This window comes from Microtetraspora sp. NBRC 13810 (assembly GCF_030268685.1).
GTDB lineage: Bacteria > Actinomycetota > Actinomycetes > Streptosporangiales > Streptosporangiaceae > BSRQ01.
This window is the reverse complement of sequence record NZ_BSRQ01000023.1, coordinates 53450-68463: the sequence shown is the minus strand read 5'-3', so window position 1 is coordinate 68463 and position 15014 is coordinate 53450. Positions and strand designations below refer to the sequence as shown.

Sequence of the window (15014 nt, the reverse complement as noted above, 5' to 3'; positions counted from 1 at the left end):
GTGGAGGTCTGCCCGGTAGCTGTTCCGGTCGGTGCCGGTGCCGGTGCCGGTGCCGGTGCCGGTGCCGGGGAGGGGCGGGGATCCTGGCATCCGTTTGTGTCGGTGCTGCCTGGCAGGATGGCGTGGCCGGGGTGGGGGTGGGGATGTTCGGTTCGCTGCCGGGGGCGGCCAAGGCGTTGCTGTGGGTGCGGGTGCTGAACCAGCTCGGGGCTTATGCGCTCGGCTTCCTGGCGGTGCTCGCCGGGCCGGAGCTCGCGCCCGCCGCGCTGGCCGTCTTCGGGGTCGCGGCGCTGGTCTCGCGCTGGGGCGGGGCGATCCTCCTGGACTGGCTGTCGCCGCGGGTCGTGGTGGCCGGCGGGCTGGGCGCGACGGGGCTGGCGTTGACCGTTCTGCTGTTCGCGCGAAGCCCCGTGCAGCTGCTGGTCGCCGTCGCGCTGGTGGGGCTGGCATTCGAGATCTACGAGCCGGCGAGTCAGGAGATGGTGGCACAGGTCACCGAGGGCGAGCAGCGGCAGCGGATGTACGGACTGCTGGGCGGCTCGCTGGTGGCCGCGGGGGCGGTCGCCGGGGTGATCGCGGCGGTGCTGCTGCCGCTGGGGGTGCGCTGGCTGCTGGTCGCCGACGCGCTCACCTGCGCGGTCGCCGCCTGGGTGGCGTTGCGGTTCCTGCCGGGGGGCCTGAGGCGGTCCGGCGCGCAGGACCCGGCCGGGGACGGTGGCGTGCGGGGTCCGGCCGGGGACGCCGGCGCGCAGGGCCTGGCCGGAGGTGGCGTGCAGGGGCCGGTCGGGGACGGTGGTGTGGCCGGTACGGATGGCGTCGGCGAAGGGAGACATAAGGGATGGGGAAGACGTAAGGAGTGGGAAGGACGCAGGGGGTGGCGAGGACACAAGCCGTGGCGAGGATATGCGCGGTGGGGAGGGCGTACGCGGTGGGGAGGACGTAAGGGGGCGGGACGGCGCAGGGAGTGGGGAGGGCGTAGGGAGGGGCGGGGGCGTGGTGGGTGGTGGCCGCCGGCGGTGTTGGTGCGGTTCACGGTGGCGGGGACGGTCTTCGCGGTGGGGTATCTCGCGGTCATGATGTTCCTGCCACTGGTGCTGCTGGAGCGGGGGGCGCAGGCGTGGGTGCCGGGGGTGGTGCTGACCGGGGCGGCCCTGCTGGCGCCGGTGGCGCTGTGGGCGACGAGGCGGGTGCTGGGCGGGACGCCGCACCGGCTGCTGCTGGGCTGGGGGACGCTGGCGCTGGGAGTGCTCGCCCTGGTGATGGCCGGTGCGGCCGGCGTTCCGCTCACCGTCGGCGCCTATCTGGCGTGGACGGCGGTGAACGGCGTGCTGCTGGGCCGCTGGCAGGCGATGGTCGCGGACGCCGCTCCGGAGGACGACCGGCCGCGCTGGTTCGCCTTCCACGGGTCGTCGTGGGGGATCGCCCAGCCCGCCGTGCCGGGGCTCGTCGCGCTGGCAGGCGTCGTCGCCGGTGCGGGGGCGGCGTTCCTCACCGCCGGCGTGGCGTTCCTGCTGGTGCCGCCGGTCCTGCATGCCCGCCGTACCGGGCGACGCGCCGGCCGTACCTGACGGGCGCCGTCCCGGGTCAGTGGTTCAGGCAGTGGGCGGCGTGCAGGAGCTCGGCGCGAATGTTGCGCTCCATCAGGCGGAGGGCGGCTTCGGCGAGGTCGGCGTGTATGTGCGCGACACAGTCCCGAGCCACCCGGACGCTGAACTCGCGCACGTACGCGTCCAGCGCGCTGTACAGGACGCACTGCTCGGTGACCTGCCCGGCCAGCACGACCACGTCCACCCCGTGGCTGCGGAGCAGATACTCCAGCGGCGTGCCGTAGAACGCGCTGTGCCGGACCTTGGCCATGAAGGCGCAGTCCAGCGGCGGCGGCACCGGTGCCACCAACTGGGGGAACCTCCCGTTCAGAGCGCGATGCTGCAACTGCTCCCTGGTCGCGGAGAAGTCGCCGTGGTTGTCGTTCACGAAGATCAGTTCGACGTCCTCGCGTTCCCACGCCTGCCGGACGAGGCCGGCCAGTGGCCGCACCACCTCCCGGACGCTCCGCTGGAGCAGGTCGGCGTCGTCGTGGTCGTACGGGTTCAGCATGTCCACCACGACCACCGCAGTACGCGTCATATCGCCCATCTGCCCCATCTGGTCACCTTCATCCAGCCCGTCCCGCGATGCCGGGACGTGGCGGCTCACCCGCCGGAATGATCGGCGGGGGGTGCCCGAACCGGCGCCGGCCTGCGGATACGCGTGCCGTTGTCCCCCGTCGGCCTGCGGAGACGCTTGCCGGCGGGAGGCGGTGGCAAAAGTCAACGGGTGGCCGGTCGGCCACCCGTTGGATATGGGCTGTCGCGTAATAGGCGGTCAGTGGGTGTAGTTCTCCTGTGCCATGTTGATGGTGAAGGCGCGGGAGAGTTTGGTGACGTCGAGGACACGGCGGAGCGGGCCGTGTACGTGGGTGATTTCCATGGTGCCGCCCGCCGCCTTGACGGCGCGCTGGGCCTGGAGCAGTGCCCACAGGCCGGAAGAGTCGCAGAAGTCGAGGTCGGCGGTGTCCACCACGAGGTGGCGCCGGCCGCTGGAGAGCACGGTCTTGACCGCGGGTTCCAGGAGTGGAGCCGTAGCGGTGTCGAGCTCGCCGTCCAGGGCCAGGACGCTGTGCGCGGGATGGTGAGTCGTGTGAACCGACAACGCTGTCATCACAGGATCCGATCACGGTGAGTAATAGGTCGTCAGGAACGTACAAGTCGCACGCCGGACGATTCGCCGCTTTTCACCCACCCTACTCCTGACACTCCATGACCACCTAAGGTTGAGAAGACGATCAGAGACGCACCGGACGGCGGATCCGGTCGTGACCTGCCGATGCGCGTCCGCCCGCCGCCCACGCACGCTCCGCTCTGAGCGGAATCTCCACGTGGCCGAGCTCCCACACCTGCCTTCTCGCCGCATCCCGAGGGCGGGGGACCTGGAGACCGGGGACGGCCTGGCCGCCGCGCTGGAGGGGGCAGACGAGATCGCGCACTGCGCGAGTGCGGCCGACTACCGGCACCCGCAGCGTGACGTGGCCCAGACCCTGCGGCCGCTGAACGCCCTGAACGCCCTGAACGCCCTGAACGCCCTGAACGCCCTGAACGCCCCGGACGGCACGACCTTCGAGGAGTGCTTACAGTCACGCGTCGACCCGGCCGGTGTCATCGGACACCCCTACACCACGCGGCCGTCGCCGTGCCTTCCGGTGTCCGGTGGGAACCGTCCAGCTCACCGGGCTTGCGGCTCGGCGGGTGTGGGGCGGGACCCGCTGACGCTCTCGGCCAGTTCCCGCACCCGGTCCGCGTGCCGGTCGTGACCGACGATCACCGGCGGCTCGTTGTACGGCATGGCGTCCGAAGAGCGGCGCAGTTTGATGTACTGCCCGCAGGCGTCGATCGCGTACGGCTCCATGTCGTCCTGGAGTGCGCCGATCACGGTGATGCCGTACGTCTCGCCGATCCGGCGGAACAGCGCGACCGCCTCCCTGCGGTGCTCCTTGCCCAGGTTGCGCCCGAGCTCGTCGAGGACCAGGCACAGGTGACCGCCGCCGGAGGACGCGATCGCCGCCGCGCAGACCAGCTTGACCGCCTTCTCGTCCATCAGCGCGGTGTTGGCCCGCCGGTTGTAGGGCACGTAACCCTGTCCCTCGCCGCGGCGCCACTTCGGCACCACCTTCCACGCCCAGCGCTGCTCGGGGTCGGCGGGCGCGGCCGGCACCGGGAACTCCAGCGTCGCGCCGTACCCGCCGTAGGCCAGGTCGAGCTTCTCGAACTCCTCCGCGACCCGGGTGAGCCGCGCCTTGATCGCCGCGGTGAGGGCGGCCCGGTGCACGGCGGTGGACTGCGCCGCCTCCTCCGCGCCCTTGTCGGCGGCGGCCAGGTCGCGCTGCCGGGTGCTGAGCTGCGCCTCGATCTGCCGCCGCTGGTGGCGCTCGTACTCCTCCTGCCCGCGCAGGTAGGAGGAGAGCGCCGCGCACACGCCGGGGAAGGTCGCCTGCTCGCGCGCCGTACGGCCGGCGCCGGGCTCGGCCCGCTCCCTGAGCAGGAACCGCAACTCCTCCGGCACCTCCTCGTCGTCGCCGAAGGAGTCGCGCAGCGCCTGGTCGAGGCGGCGCTCCGCCGCGCGCCACCACTCCTCGGCGGTCAGCGGGCGCTCCTCCTCGCCGAGCGCGGCCAGCCACTCCCGGGCGCGCTCCACCGGCCCGCCCCACTCGCCGGTCAGCGCCGCCAGGCCGAGCGCCTCGCGGTCGGCGGCGGCCTTCGCCTCCTGGGCGCGGGCCTGGTCCCGGTCGCCGTCCAGCCGCGCCCGGCGGGAATCCAGCCGCTCGATCTCCATGTCACGGGTACGGGCGCGGAAGTCGAGCGCGGCGACCTGCCGCTCGGCCTCGGCGAGCCGGGGGACCACCTCGGTGAGGGCGGCGGTCAGCTCGGTCAGCCGCTCCCGCCGCTCGGCGAGCCTGCGCTCGATGTCGGCGAGCCGGACACCCGCCCGCGCCCCCTCCAGCCGCCGCGACGCCTCCGCCACACCGTCCTCGGCCGCGCGCACCGCCCCGGCCGCCTCGTCCTGCGCGTCGCGGGCGCGGTTCAGCCGCTGCTCGGCGGCCTTGATCCTGGCCTCCCTGCCGGTGGTCACGGCGTCGAACGACCCGACGACCGTGACGCCCGCCGCGCTGACCAGCACCGACCCGGGCAGCTCGGCGAGCGCCCTGGACGCGGCGGTCAGCTCGGCGGCGTCGACGATCACCGCGTGCTCGTGCGGCCAGCCGCGCAGCCCGTCGAGCGGCGCGGGCGACGGGGCGTTGTCGCGAGCCTGCTCGGCCACGTCGACCGCGTCGAGCAGGCCGCTGGCGGCCACCCCCGCCTCGGCCAGCGTCCTGAGCTGGGCCGCGGCCGGGCCGCCCTCGGCGTCGTCCAGCGCGGCGGCGGCGCCCTCGACCTCGCGGTCGGCCACCCCGAGCGCCTTCAGGGCGGCGTTGAGCCGCTGCCTGGCCTCGGCCAGCTCCCGCTCGGCGGCCGGCACCTCCCTGCCGTCGGCGAAGCGCCTGGCCTCCTCCAGGCCGGGGATCCGGCCGCGCAGCTCGTCCGCGGAGTTCTCCGCGACGGCGCGGTCGGCCTCCAGTTTCGCCGCCCTGGCCTGCGTCTCCGCCAGCCCCCTGCGCGCCTCGGCGAGACCTCTGGCCACCGTGTCGTCCTTCAGGGTGGCGATCTCGGCCTTGACCGCGGCGATCGCCTCGGCCGCGGCCAGCGCCGCCGCCCGGTGCCTCTCCAGGTCGCCGGCGAGCGCGGCGTCGCGCTCACCGGCGTCCGCCAGGCGGCGCGCCAGCCGCCCCCGCCAGCAGCGCAGGGCGTCGGCCAGGTGAATCCTCGCCTGGTCACGGCGGTCGAAGGTGACCAGCAGCGACCGGGACTCCGCCCCGAACTCGCGCAGCCGCTCGCCCGCCTGCGCCGCCCGCACCCGCTTGGCGTGCTCGTCCCGCCTGGCCTCACGCTCCAGGTCCAGCTCGGCGTCGAGCCCGGTGAGCGCGGCGACCGCCTCGAAGACCCGCTCAGGGGAGATCTCGTTGAGCGGCTGGGAGAGCAGGTTGGTGGCCACCTTGGTACGCACCGAGGTGGACAGGAAGGACACGCAGCGCACGCGGTCGCCGTACAGGAACTTGGTGAGGTCGCGCGCCACCACGTCGCGCCGGCCCGCCGAACGCGGCAGCGTCAGCCACATCTCGTCGGCACGGGCCACCCGCTCGGCCTCCGAGGGCGCGGTGGAGACGTACACCCCCGAGGTCCAGCGGATCTCCAGGTGCGGCGCCTCCTGGTTGACCCGCAGCCACACGGTCAGCGGGTCGCCGGGGGTGGCGTGGTCGAAGACGCCGACGATGTAGCCGTGATCGGCGCTCGCCCACTGCCGGCCGCCCGCCCCGGTGGCCAGCTCCGCGTTGAACAGCAGCTCGGCCACCGTCTTGGCACCCGAGGCGAAGCGCCATTGCTCGTCGCCGAGCAACGCCGTGATCGCCGCGATGAACGAGGACTTGCCCGCGCCGTTGGAGTCCTTCGGCCCGGCGCCCGCGACGACGATCAGCGTGCCGGGCACGGTCGGCACCGGATGGGTGGACAGCCGGGAGATGTTCACCGCCTGCACGGCGATGAGCACCCGATCCCCCACGACGTTCTCCATCCGGGTCACTTCCCGCCCCTTTCTCCGTCGCCCCGCCCGCGCCCGCCGGCCGTACCCGCCGTGGACAGTCCGCCGGCACCATCTTGATCGTTTTCGCCGCCGGCCGTCGCGGGCCGGGCGCCGTGCCGCTCCTGGGGTGCGCGTTTCGCGCGCACGGCCGCCGCGAGCGGCGTGTTCGGGCCGGCGGCCAGGATCAGCTCCTCCTGCAGCCGGCGCCGCGCCTCCTGGGTCAGCCGGTGGAACTGCGGGCCCGGGACGTAGCCGCCCGCCTCCTCGCCCGCCTTGACCTGGGTGAGCAGGCCCGCGTGCCGGAGCGACCTGAGCGCGGACTCCAGCTCGCCGATCGGCAGCTGCGAGTGGCGGCGCAGCTCCTCGGCCGGGGTCGGGAACGGCGAGAGCCAGGTGTCCTCCCCGAGCACCCCCTCCGAGCGCGGGATCGCCACCGAGTGCACGAGCACCAGCACGAGCACCGCCCGCTCCGCCTCGCCGAGCGTCGTGCCCACACCGGCCGCCACCGCGTCGTCGTACCCCGACGTCCAGCGGTCGCGGCGCTGGATCAGCGCGCGCCCCCGCCTGGCGAGCATCTCGCCGAGCGTACGGCGGAGCGCGGGGTCGCGCAGCGCGGCGAACCGCGCCTCCTGCACCGGTTCGGCCGCGTGCTCCACGGCCAGGAACGCCGCCACCAGCTCCGCCCGGCGCCGCTCGTCGAACGCCTCCAGGCACTCGTCGTCCCACCCGCCGCCGTCCAGCACGGTCACCCCCACCGGCTCCCCGCCGCGCTCCCCTTCCTGCGTCGCCGGGGACGTCGCCGGGGACATCGCCTCGGCCGCGTCGCGAGGAGGGGCGGTCACGCCGTCGAGGGCGGCGGACGTCTCCGCGCCCTCGGCGGTGGCCTCCGCGCTCCGGGTGGTCGCCTCCGCGCCCTCGGCAGTGATCTCCGCGCTCCGGGTGGTCGCCTCCTCGTCTTCTGCGGTGGTCTCCGGGCCTTCGGCGGTCGCTTCCGTGCCGACGGTCGCCGGGGTGGTGGAGGGGGTGGCCGCCGGCGGCGCGGCGGGGGAGAAGAGGGGCAGGACGGAGGGGGCCTCGGGGGGTGGGAGGCGGCGCATCAGCTCGCGCAGCTGGCCGTGCGACTCCGGGGGCCAGGTGGCGCAGCGCGGGCCGAGCCGTACGACACCCCCGGACAGGGTCACCCAGGCCGAGTCGTGCAGCCGGCGCAGCGCGCCGATCGCCCAGTTGCGCATCAGGTCGTCGTTGCGGCCGATGAGGGCGCGATAGGCGGCGAGGACGAGATCCAGCGGCGCGGGCTCGCCCGGCCACGGGTCGGCGTCGAGGTCGGTCCAGCAGCATGTGAGGCAGGCGGCCAGCACCCGCCGGGCCTCACCGGAACGTTCCACCGAGACGGCCGTGACCTGGTATTCCTCCAGCAGCGCGGGAGTCGCCCCGTCCGGCCACACCGGCAGGGCGAGCCCCGTGCCGTCGTCGTGCACCAGCCGCGTCATCCCCGCGGGCGCGGGCTCGTCGACCCCGAGCGCCAGCGGCCCCGTCGCCCGCGCCACCGCGTGCGCCACCGCAGGCTCCCACCCACGCGCCCCGATCCCCGCCCCGGCGCCCCGCAACGGCCCTCCGTCATGGTCCGCGGCATGCGAGAAGCGCCCGGAGCCGCCCGTGGAGGGGGCGGACCCGGGGGCGTCCGGGGGCGCGTCGGACGGTCCGGGGGTGGCGGGGGTCACGGGGTGGTCCTTTCGAGGCGGCCGTGGGTGAGCCAGGTGGGCTCGGCCTCGGGGGAGGCGGTCAGCTCGTCGGACCAGCGCAGCCGGTAGGGGAGCTCGGGCCGCAGATCCACGGCGGCGAGGTCGGCGAGGAGGCGGCGCGCGGACACCCAGTCGCCCGCCGCGCCCAGCAGCTCCTGGAGGGCGACCGAGTCACGCCCGGCCAGCGCCTCCTCGGCCACGGCCGTCAGGCGGTCCGCCGCCGGTCCGCCGCCGGCGTCGTAGGAGCCCTCGGGACCGGGGTCGGGCAGGGCCGAGCGCGGGGGCGTGGGCTGGGCGAGCGCGGGACGCGGGCTCTCGTCCACGGCGCGGACGATCGCCGCCGGGTCGTGCCACGGCGCGGGGGCGTCGAAGACCAGCCCGTCGAGCACCGCCGCCAGCCGCTCCTTGGACGCCGTCTGGGCGAAGGTGCGCCACGTCTCGGACGGCAGCAGGGTCAGGTTGCGGGTGGTGCCGGCCGAGTCGGCCAGGCGGCCCGCCGCCCGCCGCGAGGCGTCGCTGTAGGAGTAGATCGCCGCGCGCAGCTCGGTGCAGGTGCGGTCGAGCTCGGGCCAGCGGGTCAGGATCGTGCCGTGCAGGCTCTGCGCCCGCCGCGCGATCTCCTCGGTGCCCCACAGCTTCGGAGCCTGCTCGCGCAGCTCCTCGATGGTGCCCATGGTCAGGGTGATCAGCTCCAGCGCCCACAGCCGGAACGCCCGCGCCAGGTTGTGCGCGCTCTGCCGCGCCTCCTCCATGGTGGTGCGCGGGTCGGCGACGTTGAGATCTTCGAGCGCGAGCAGGCGGTGCATCTCGGACTGGCCGCCGTCGTCCATCATCCGCCGGACGAACATGAGGCCGACCACGCTGGTGAACGACGCCCGGTAACGCAGCTGGTTGGGCTTGGGGAAGACCTCGCGGATCGCGCCGAGCCCCCTGAGCACGCGCAACCGGTTTTCGAACAGGTCGGCCGGGTGGTCGCGGCAGGCATAACGCATCTGCTCGTGGGTCAGCCACTCCTCGCCCGCCTCCGCGAACGCCGCGAACAGCGTCTCGGCGATGTCGACGAGCACGGGATCGTCGACGACCGCGCCGCTGTCCCGCGCGAGGGCGGCGAACATGCGCCGGTAGGTCGCGAGCACCGCCTCCTCGCTCAGCGCTGAGTCGAGGGTGATCGCCTGGTCGGTCTGAAGCACGCGCACTACGGTACGGCGTGCGTACGACAGTCCTGGCCCGCTCGCCGGGCGCCCCCGCCCGACCCCTGTGCAGAATGTCATGGCTTGGATGGATACCTGCGGGTTACCTGTGACCCACGCTAGGGTGACCCTGGTTAAAACGGGGACCAAGGATCAGTCATCGGGCACACGGGGTGAGTCAGGGTGAGATTCCCCAGGCCGCCAAGCGGTCGGGCCACCGGTCCGGCCTGCGGCGTTCCCGGAAACGCGGACGTGACCGCCCGCGCCGATGACGGTACCGGTCAGATCGGCGCCACCCGGTCCCGGATCGAGTGGAACGGCGGCCTGAGCGCTCCGCGGCGAGAGGCCCGCGGAGACGGCCGGGGACGGTTTCCCGTCTCTTCGACGTCCGGCGTGCCCGCCGTTTCGTGAACGCCCGGATCCCGCATCTGATCGAGAGAGGACTCGCTCATGACGGACGCTTCGCGGCCGAGGCTGCCCCGCTGTCGCCGGGCCCCCCTTAACGGGGGCCGGATCACGTCCCGGCCTCGCGGCCGGGCCTCTTCCGGAGGTTCCGGTGAGCAGTAACCGCCCGGAGTCCGGCCAGCCCCGCGAGGGGTACGCGGACTCCTCCGGCAGGCGTCCCGCCAAAGGCGAGCACGGCGCCGTCGACGCGCTCGGCTTCCCGACCGCCCCCGGCTCCGCCGACCGCGACCGCCCCACCCCCCGCCAGCCCAACGCCTACGACGACCACCCCCGCCCCGGCCCGTACGCCGACGGCCCCCCACCTGGCTACGGCGACCAGGGCCCGCCCCCGGGCTACGGCGACCAGGGCCCGCCCCCGGGCTACGGCGACCAGGGCCCGCCCCCGGGCTACGGCGACCAGGGCCCGCCACCTGGCTACGGCGACCAAGGTCCGCCCCCTGGTTACGGCGACCAGGGCCCGCCGCCCGGTTACGGTGACAAGGGCGGTCCGCCGCCGGGCGGGTACGGCGAGAAGAAGCCCTCGGGCGGCATCGACGTCGCGCAGATCATCACCGGCGGGTACCCGACCCTGCCCGGCCTCCCCGCCTACCCGGGCGCGGGCCGCGGCCCCGGCTACGACGACGACAAGGCACCCGGCGACCTCGCCTACCGCGACGGCGAGACCACCTACGCCATGCCGGTCAGAAGCCACGGCTACGACGCCTCCGCCCCCCTCTCCGGCGGCTACGACCCGTCCCCCCGCCCGGCCCCCGACAGCGGCTACGACCCTCGTCCCGGTTCTGACACCGGGTACGACCCCCGCCCCGGTTCCGACGCCGGCTACGACCCCCGTCCCGGGTCCGACGGTGGTTATGAGCCGTCTCCGCGTTCGGGATCTGAGGGTGGTTACGAGTCGCGTCCTGGTCCCGACGGTGGTTATGACCCCGCTTCGCGTTCGGGGTCCGAGGGTGGTTACGAGTCGCGTCCCGGTTCGGACGGTGGCTACGACCCTGCTCCGCGCCCGGGTTCTGACGGTGGTTACGAGCCGCGTCCCGGGGCCGACGGTGGTTATGAGCCGTCTCCGCGTTCGGGATCTGAGGGTGGTTACGACCCCCGCGCCGGTTCGGACGGCGGCTACGATCTGTCGCCGCGTCCGGGGTCTGACGGCGCTTACGATCCGTCGCCTCGCCCAGGCGCCGACGGCGGTTTCGATCCCCGGCCTGGCTCGGACGGCGGTTACGATCCTCGGCCTGGTTCCGACGGCGGTTTCGATCCCCGGCCTGGCTCGGACGGTGGCTACGAGCCGCGTCCGGGGTCCGACGGCGGTTACGACGCGCGGACTGGCTCTGACGGCGGGTACGACTCGTCGCCGCGTTCGGGGGTGGACGGCGGTTATGACCCCCGGCCCGCCTCCGACAGCGGTTATGACCCGTCCCCGCGTCCGGGCACCGACACTTACGACCGCCCGGGGTCCGATCCCGGCTACGACCCCCGGCCCGCCCCGGACCCGGCACCCCGTTCCGGTACGGATGGCGGGTTCGAGCCCGCGCACCGGCCCTCGCCGGACAACGGCTACCGTACGCCTCCCCCGTACGGCGACGCCTCGCCGTACACCTCGCAGGACGTCCCCTACAGGGGAGGCCAGGACTACGCTCCGAAGGAGCACGCCGGTCAGGAGGTCGTGCCTTACGGGGCCCAGGACTCCTACGCCCCGGTGGACCGGCCGGCGTTCAAGGACGGGCCTTCGTACGCGGCCAAGGACTACGGGGCCAAGGACTACGCGGCGAAGGACACCCCGGTGTACCCGCCGAAGGAGCCCGCCTACCAGGAGTACAGGGACGCGGCGTCGTACGCGCCGGGGCAGGAGCTCGCGCCGTACAGCCCCTCCCACCAGGGGGACGGCTACGCCGCGCAGGCGCCCTATGCGGCGCCGACGCCGGAGTCCGGTCACCAGCGGCGGATGGAGGTGCCGGAGGCGCAGGGCGAGGTGGCGGCGCTGGCGGCGCAGTTCGCGCAGCGGTTCGAACTGCTCGCGGGCAACGTGGAGAAGGTGATCAAGGGCAGGCGGGACGTCGTCGAGCTGGCCCTGATCTGCCTCTTCTCCGAGGGGCACCTGCTGGTGGAAGGCGTGCCGGGCACCGGCAAGACGACGCTGGCGCGGGCGATCGCGGCCGGTGTGGACGCGCGGTTGCGGCGGGTGCAGTTCACCCCCGACCTGCTGCCCTCGGACATCACGGGCGTGTCGGTGTTCGACCCGCAGGCGCAGAGGTTCGAGTTCCACGAGGGGCCGGTGTTCGGCAACATCGTGCTCGCCGACGAGATCAACCGGGCGGCGCCGAAGACGCAGGCGGCGCTCCTGGAGGTGATGGAGGAGCGCAGGGTCACGGTGGGGGCGGAGTCCCGGCCGGTGCCCAGGCCGTTCCTGGTGCTGGCCACCCGGAGCCCGGCGGACACCGACGCCTCGCACCCGCTGCCGGAGGCCCAGCTCGACCGCTTCCTGATGTGCGTGCCGGTCGGCTACCCGGACCACGCGGCCGAGGTGGACATGCTCAGGAACTCCGGCGCCCAGGTCGAGCAGCTGCCGTTGGTGGCCAGGGCGTCGGACGTCGCCGGCATGATCGACTTCGCGACCCGGATCCACGTCGCCGACCCGATCTACGACTTCGTGGTGGGCGTCGTCGCGGGCACCAGGACCGCGCAGGACACGCGGTCCGGGGCGAGCCCGCGGGCCGGTATCGGGCTGCTCCGGGCCGCGCGGGTGCGGGCCGCCGCGGCCGGGCGGCACTACGTGGTGCCCGAGGACGTCAAGGCGCTCGCCGTTCCGGTGCTGGCCCACCGGCTAGCCCTCACCCCGGAGGCGCAGGCTCGCGGGCGCACCGCGGCGGACCTGGTCGAGGAGATCTGCGCGGTGACGCCCGTGCCACCCGGGTGACCCGGCGCGGGCGTCACCCTGGGTGACCCGGTGCGGGCGTCAGGCGTCGTAGTCCACGACGACCGCGCCGGAGGCCGGCGACGACTGGCAGGTGAGCACGAACCCGGCGGCCACCTCGGCCGGTTCCAGCGCGAAGTTGCGCCGCATGTCCACCCGCCCGGAGACCAGCCGCGCCCGGCAGGTGCCGCACACGCCGCCCTTGCACGCGAAGGGCAGGTCGGGCCGCACCCGCTGGGCGCCCTCCAGGACGGTGACGTCACGCCGCAGCGTCATCGTCGTGGCACGCCCGTCGAGCACCACGGTCACCTCGCTGGCCGCCTCCCCGTCCGGCGTGTCCTCCCTGCGCACCGGGCCGGGCGGCGGCTCGTCCACGAAGAACAGCTCCTGGTGCACCCGCTCGGCGGGCACGCCCAGCTCGGCGAGCACCCGCCGCGCGTCCGCGACCATCTCGTACGGCCCGCACAGCCACCAGTGGTCCACCTCGGCGACCCTGGTCAGGGCGGGCAGCAGCACGCGCAGCCGGTCGGCGTCGAGCCGCCCGCTGAACAGCTCCGCCTCGCGGGCCTCCCGGGACAGCACGTGCACCAGCTCCAGCCGGGCCGGGCAGGAGTCCTTGAGGTCGGCCAGCTCGTCGGCGAACATCACGGTGTCCGCGGCGCGGTTGCCGTAGAAGATCGTCGCCCGGCCCGCCGGGTCCTCCAGGACCGACGACGCGATGGACAGCACCGGCGTGATGCCGGAGCCGGCCGCGATCAGCACGTGGTGGGCGGGCCGGGCCAGGTCGGGGGTGAAACCGCCGGCCGGCGGCAGCACCTCGACCTCGTCGCCGGGCCGCACCTCGCGCACCAGCCAGCAGGAGAAGAGCCCGCCGGGCACCTCCCGCACGCCTATGCGCAGCGGGCCGCCGCGCCGGGCGCAGATCGAGTAGGACCGCCGCTCCTCCCGGCCGTCCACCGTCCGGCGCAGCGTGAGCCACTGACCCGGACGGAAGGCGAAACGGGCGGAGAGCTCCTCGGGCACGTCCAGGGTGATCGCGGCGGCGTCGTCGCACAGCCGGTCGACCCGGGCCACGCGCAACGTGGCGAACTCCGTACGGCGCAGGGTGGTGGTGCTCACGTTCAGATCTCCTTGACCCGCTCGAACGGTTCCGCGCACGCGCGGCAGCGCCACAGCGCCTTGCACGCCGTTGCCCCGAACCCGGACACTTCCTCGGTCTCCGCCGAACCGCACCGCGGGCAGCTCACCCGCCGCCGGACCGGCCCGAGGGTCAGCGGCACCGGCCCGCTCCGCCGTACCGGGGCGGCGCCCGGCGGGGCGATGCCGGCGGCCGACAGCTTGCGCCGGCCCGTCTCGCTGATCCAGTCGGAGGTCCAGGCGGGGGAGAGCGCCGTGCGGATCTCCACCTCGTCGTAGCCCGCCTCGCGCAGCCGCGCGGACAGGTCGGCGCGGATCGCCCCGATCGCCGGGCAGCCGCTGTAGGTCGGCGTGATCGTGACCACCACCCGGCCCGCGCCCGCCTCCTCGACACCGCGCAGGATGCCGAGGTCGGCGAGGGTCAGCATGGGCAGCTCGGGGTCGGGGACGGCCTCGGCGACCCGCTGGGCGAGACCGGTCACCACGTCGCCTCCGGAAGGCCGCGGGCGACCCCCTGGAGCTCGGCCAGCAGGTCGCGGAGCGCGCCGGTGTGCTCGCCCGAACGGCCGGCGGCGGCGCCGGGGACGGGGAGCGGCGGCGCGTCCAGGGTGGCCGCGGCCAGCACCTGGCGGAGCACCGCGCCGAACTCCTCGCGCAGCCCGGCCGGGTCCACCGCCACCCCCGCCGCGACGAGGCGCGTCTCCACCTCGTGCGCCGCGAACAGCTCGCCGGTGAGCGGCCAGACGGCGGCGAGACCGGCCGCCATCCGCTCCCTGGACAGCGCGGTGCCGTCGCCGAGCCGCACCACCCAGCCCGCCGCGTAGTCGCGGTGGTAGGCGACCTCGTTGACGCCCTTGCCCGCGACGGCGGCGAGCACCGGGTCCCGCGAGGCGCGGAGCCGGTCGAGCAGCGCCAGCCGCCAGGTGGAGAAGACGAGCAGCCGGGCCATGGTGTGGGCGAAGTCGCCGTTCTCGGCCTCGGCGAGCAGCACGCCGCGGAACTCGTGCGGCTCGCGGTGGAACGCGAGGTCGTCCTCGCCGCGGCCGGAGCCGTCGGCCTGGCCCGCGCGGGCGAGCAGCAGCCGGGCCTGGCCGAGCAGGTCGAGGGCGACGTTCGCGAGCGCGACCTCCTCCTCCAGCTCCGGCGCCCGGGTGACCCACTCCTGGAGCCGGTGCGACATGACCAGCGCGTCGTCGCCCAGCATCAGGCAGTAGGCGCCCAGGTCGGCCCCGTCCACGCCGTCCGGCAGGCGGGTGTCGACGCCGGCCAGCGGGTCCGCGAAACCGGTGCCGTAGGCCCAGCGCGCGTCCCCCGCCGCGTCGTTCAACGCTTCGTAGGCGTTGCCGGTGGACATGTCACTTC

General features: G+C 74.6%; 10 protein-coding genes. 2 read left to right on the top strand and 8 right to left on the bottom strand.

All coding sequences use genetic code 11. The annotated features are described in order from the left end of the window. Window positions 1-143 precede the first annotated feature (143 nt). Window positions 144-1568: an MFS transporter gene (locus tag QSK26_RS34215; RefSeq protein WP_285779466.1), complete on the top strand. Its 1425-nt coding sequence runs from the start codon at window positions 144-146 to the stop codon at window positions 1566-1568. Between the two features lie 16 nt (window positions 1569-1584). On the opposite strand, the gene QSK26_RS34210 is transcribed toward QSK26_RS34215, so the two are convergent. The 5 genes from QSK26_RS34210 to QSK26_RS34190 all read right to left on the bottom strand — a co-directional run bounded on the left by QSK26_RS34210 (window position 1585) and on the right by QSK26_RS34190 (window position 9142). Then, window positions 1585-2127, bottom strand: coding sequence for a cysteine hydrolase family protein (locus QSK26_RS34210; protein WP_285779465.1), 543 nt, complete (start codon window positions 2125-2127; stop codon window positions 1585-1587). A gap of 237 nt (window positions 2128-2364) precedes the next feature. Continuing rightward, window positions 2365-2700 (bottom strand): STAS domain-containing protein, encoded by a 336-nt coding sequence (locus tag QSK26_RS34205; protein WP_285779464.1) that lies wholly within the window; start codon window positions 2698-2700, stop codon window positions 2365-2367. 561 nt (window positions 2701-3261) lie between these two features. Then, window positions 3262-6201, bottom strand: a complete 2940-nt coding sequence (locus QSK26_RS34200) for a coiled-coil domain-containing protein (protein WP_285779537.1) — start codon at window positions 6199-6201, stop codon at window positions 3262-3264. A 5-nt stretch (window positions 6202-6206) separates the two neighbouring features. After that, the gene (locus tag QSK26_RS34195) at window positions 6207-7769 is read right to left on the bottom strand and encodes a hypothetical protein (RefSeq protein WP_285779463.1); all 1563 of its coding nucleotides are present in this window, start codon (window positions 7767-7769) and stop codon (window positions 6207-6209) included. Window positions 7770-7927: 158 nt separating this feature from the next. Beyond that, window positions 7928-9142, bottom strand: coding sequence for a hypothetical protein (locus QSK26_RS34190; RefSeq protein WP_285779462.1), 1215 nt, complete (start codon window positions 9140-9142; stop codon window positions 7928-7930). A 556-nt stretch (window positions 9143-9698) separates the two neighbouring features. Here QSK26_RS34190 and QSK26_RS34185 point away from each other — a divergent pair. Then, complete coding sequence (locus QSK26_RS34185) at window positions 9699-12518, top strand: AAA family ATPase (protein WP_285779461.1); 2820 nt, start codon at window positions 9699-9701, stop codon at window positions 12516-12518. A 39-nt stretch (window positions 12519-12557) separates the two neighbouring features. Here the strand turns inward: QSK26_RS34185 and paaE are convergent, their stop codons facing one another. Genes paaE through paaC form a run of 3 tightly spaced genes read right to left on the bottom strand, consistent with a single transcriptional unit; the run spans window position 12558 to window position 15006 of the window. Beyond that, window positions 12558-13634, bottom strand: a complete 1077-nt coding sequence (paaE, locus tag QSK26_RS34180; RefSeq protein WP_285779460.1) for a 1,2-phenylacetyl-CoA epoxidase subunit PaaE — start codon at window positions 13632-13634, stop codon at window positions 12558-12560. A gap of 2 nt (window positions 13635-13636) precedes the next feature. Next, window positions 13637-14137, bottom strand: coding sequence for a 1,2-phenylacetyl-CoA epoxidase subunit PaaD (paaD, locus tag QSK26_RS34175; RefSeq protein ID WP_502888777.1), 501 nt, complete (start codon window positions 14135-14137; stop codon window positions 13637-13639). Beyond that, complete coding sequence (gene paaC, locus QSK26_RS34170) at window positions 14131-15006, bottom strand: 1,2-phenylacetyl-CoA epoxidase subunit PaaC (RefSeq protein WP_285779458.1); 876 nt, start codon at window positions 15004-15006, stop codon at window positions 14131-14133. The genes paaD and paaC overlap by 7 nt, the downstream gene beginning before the upstream one ends. Between the last annotated feature and the right edge of the window lie 8 nt (window positions 15007-15014).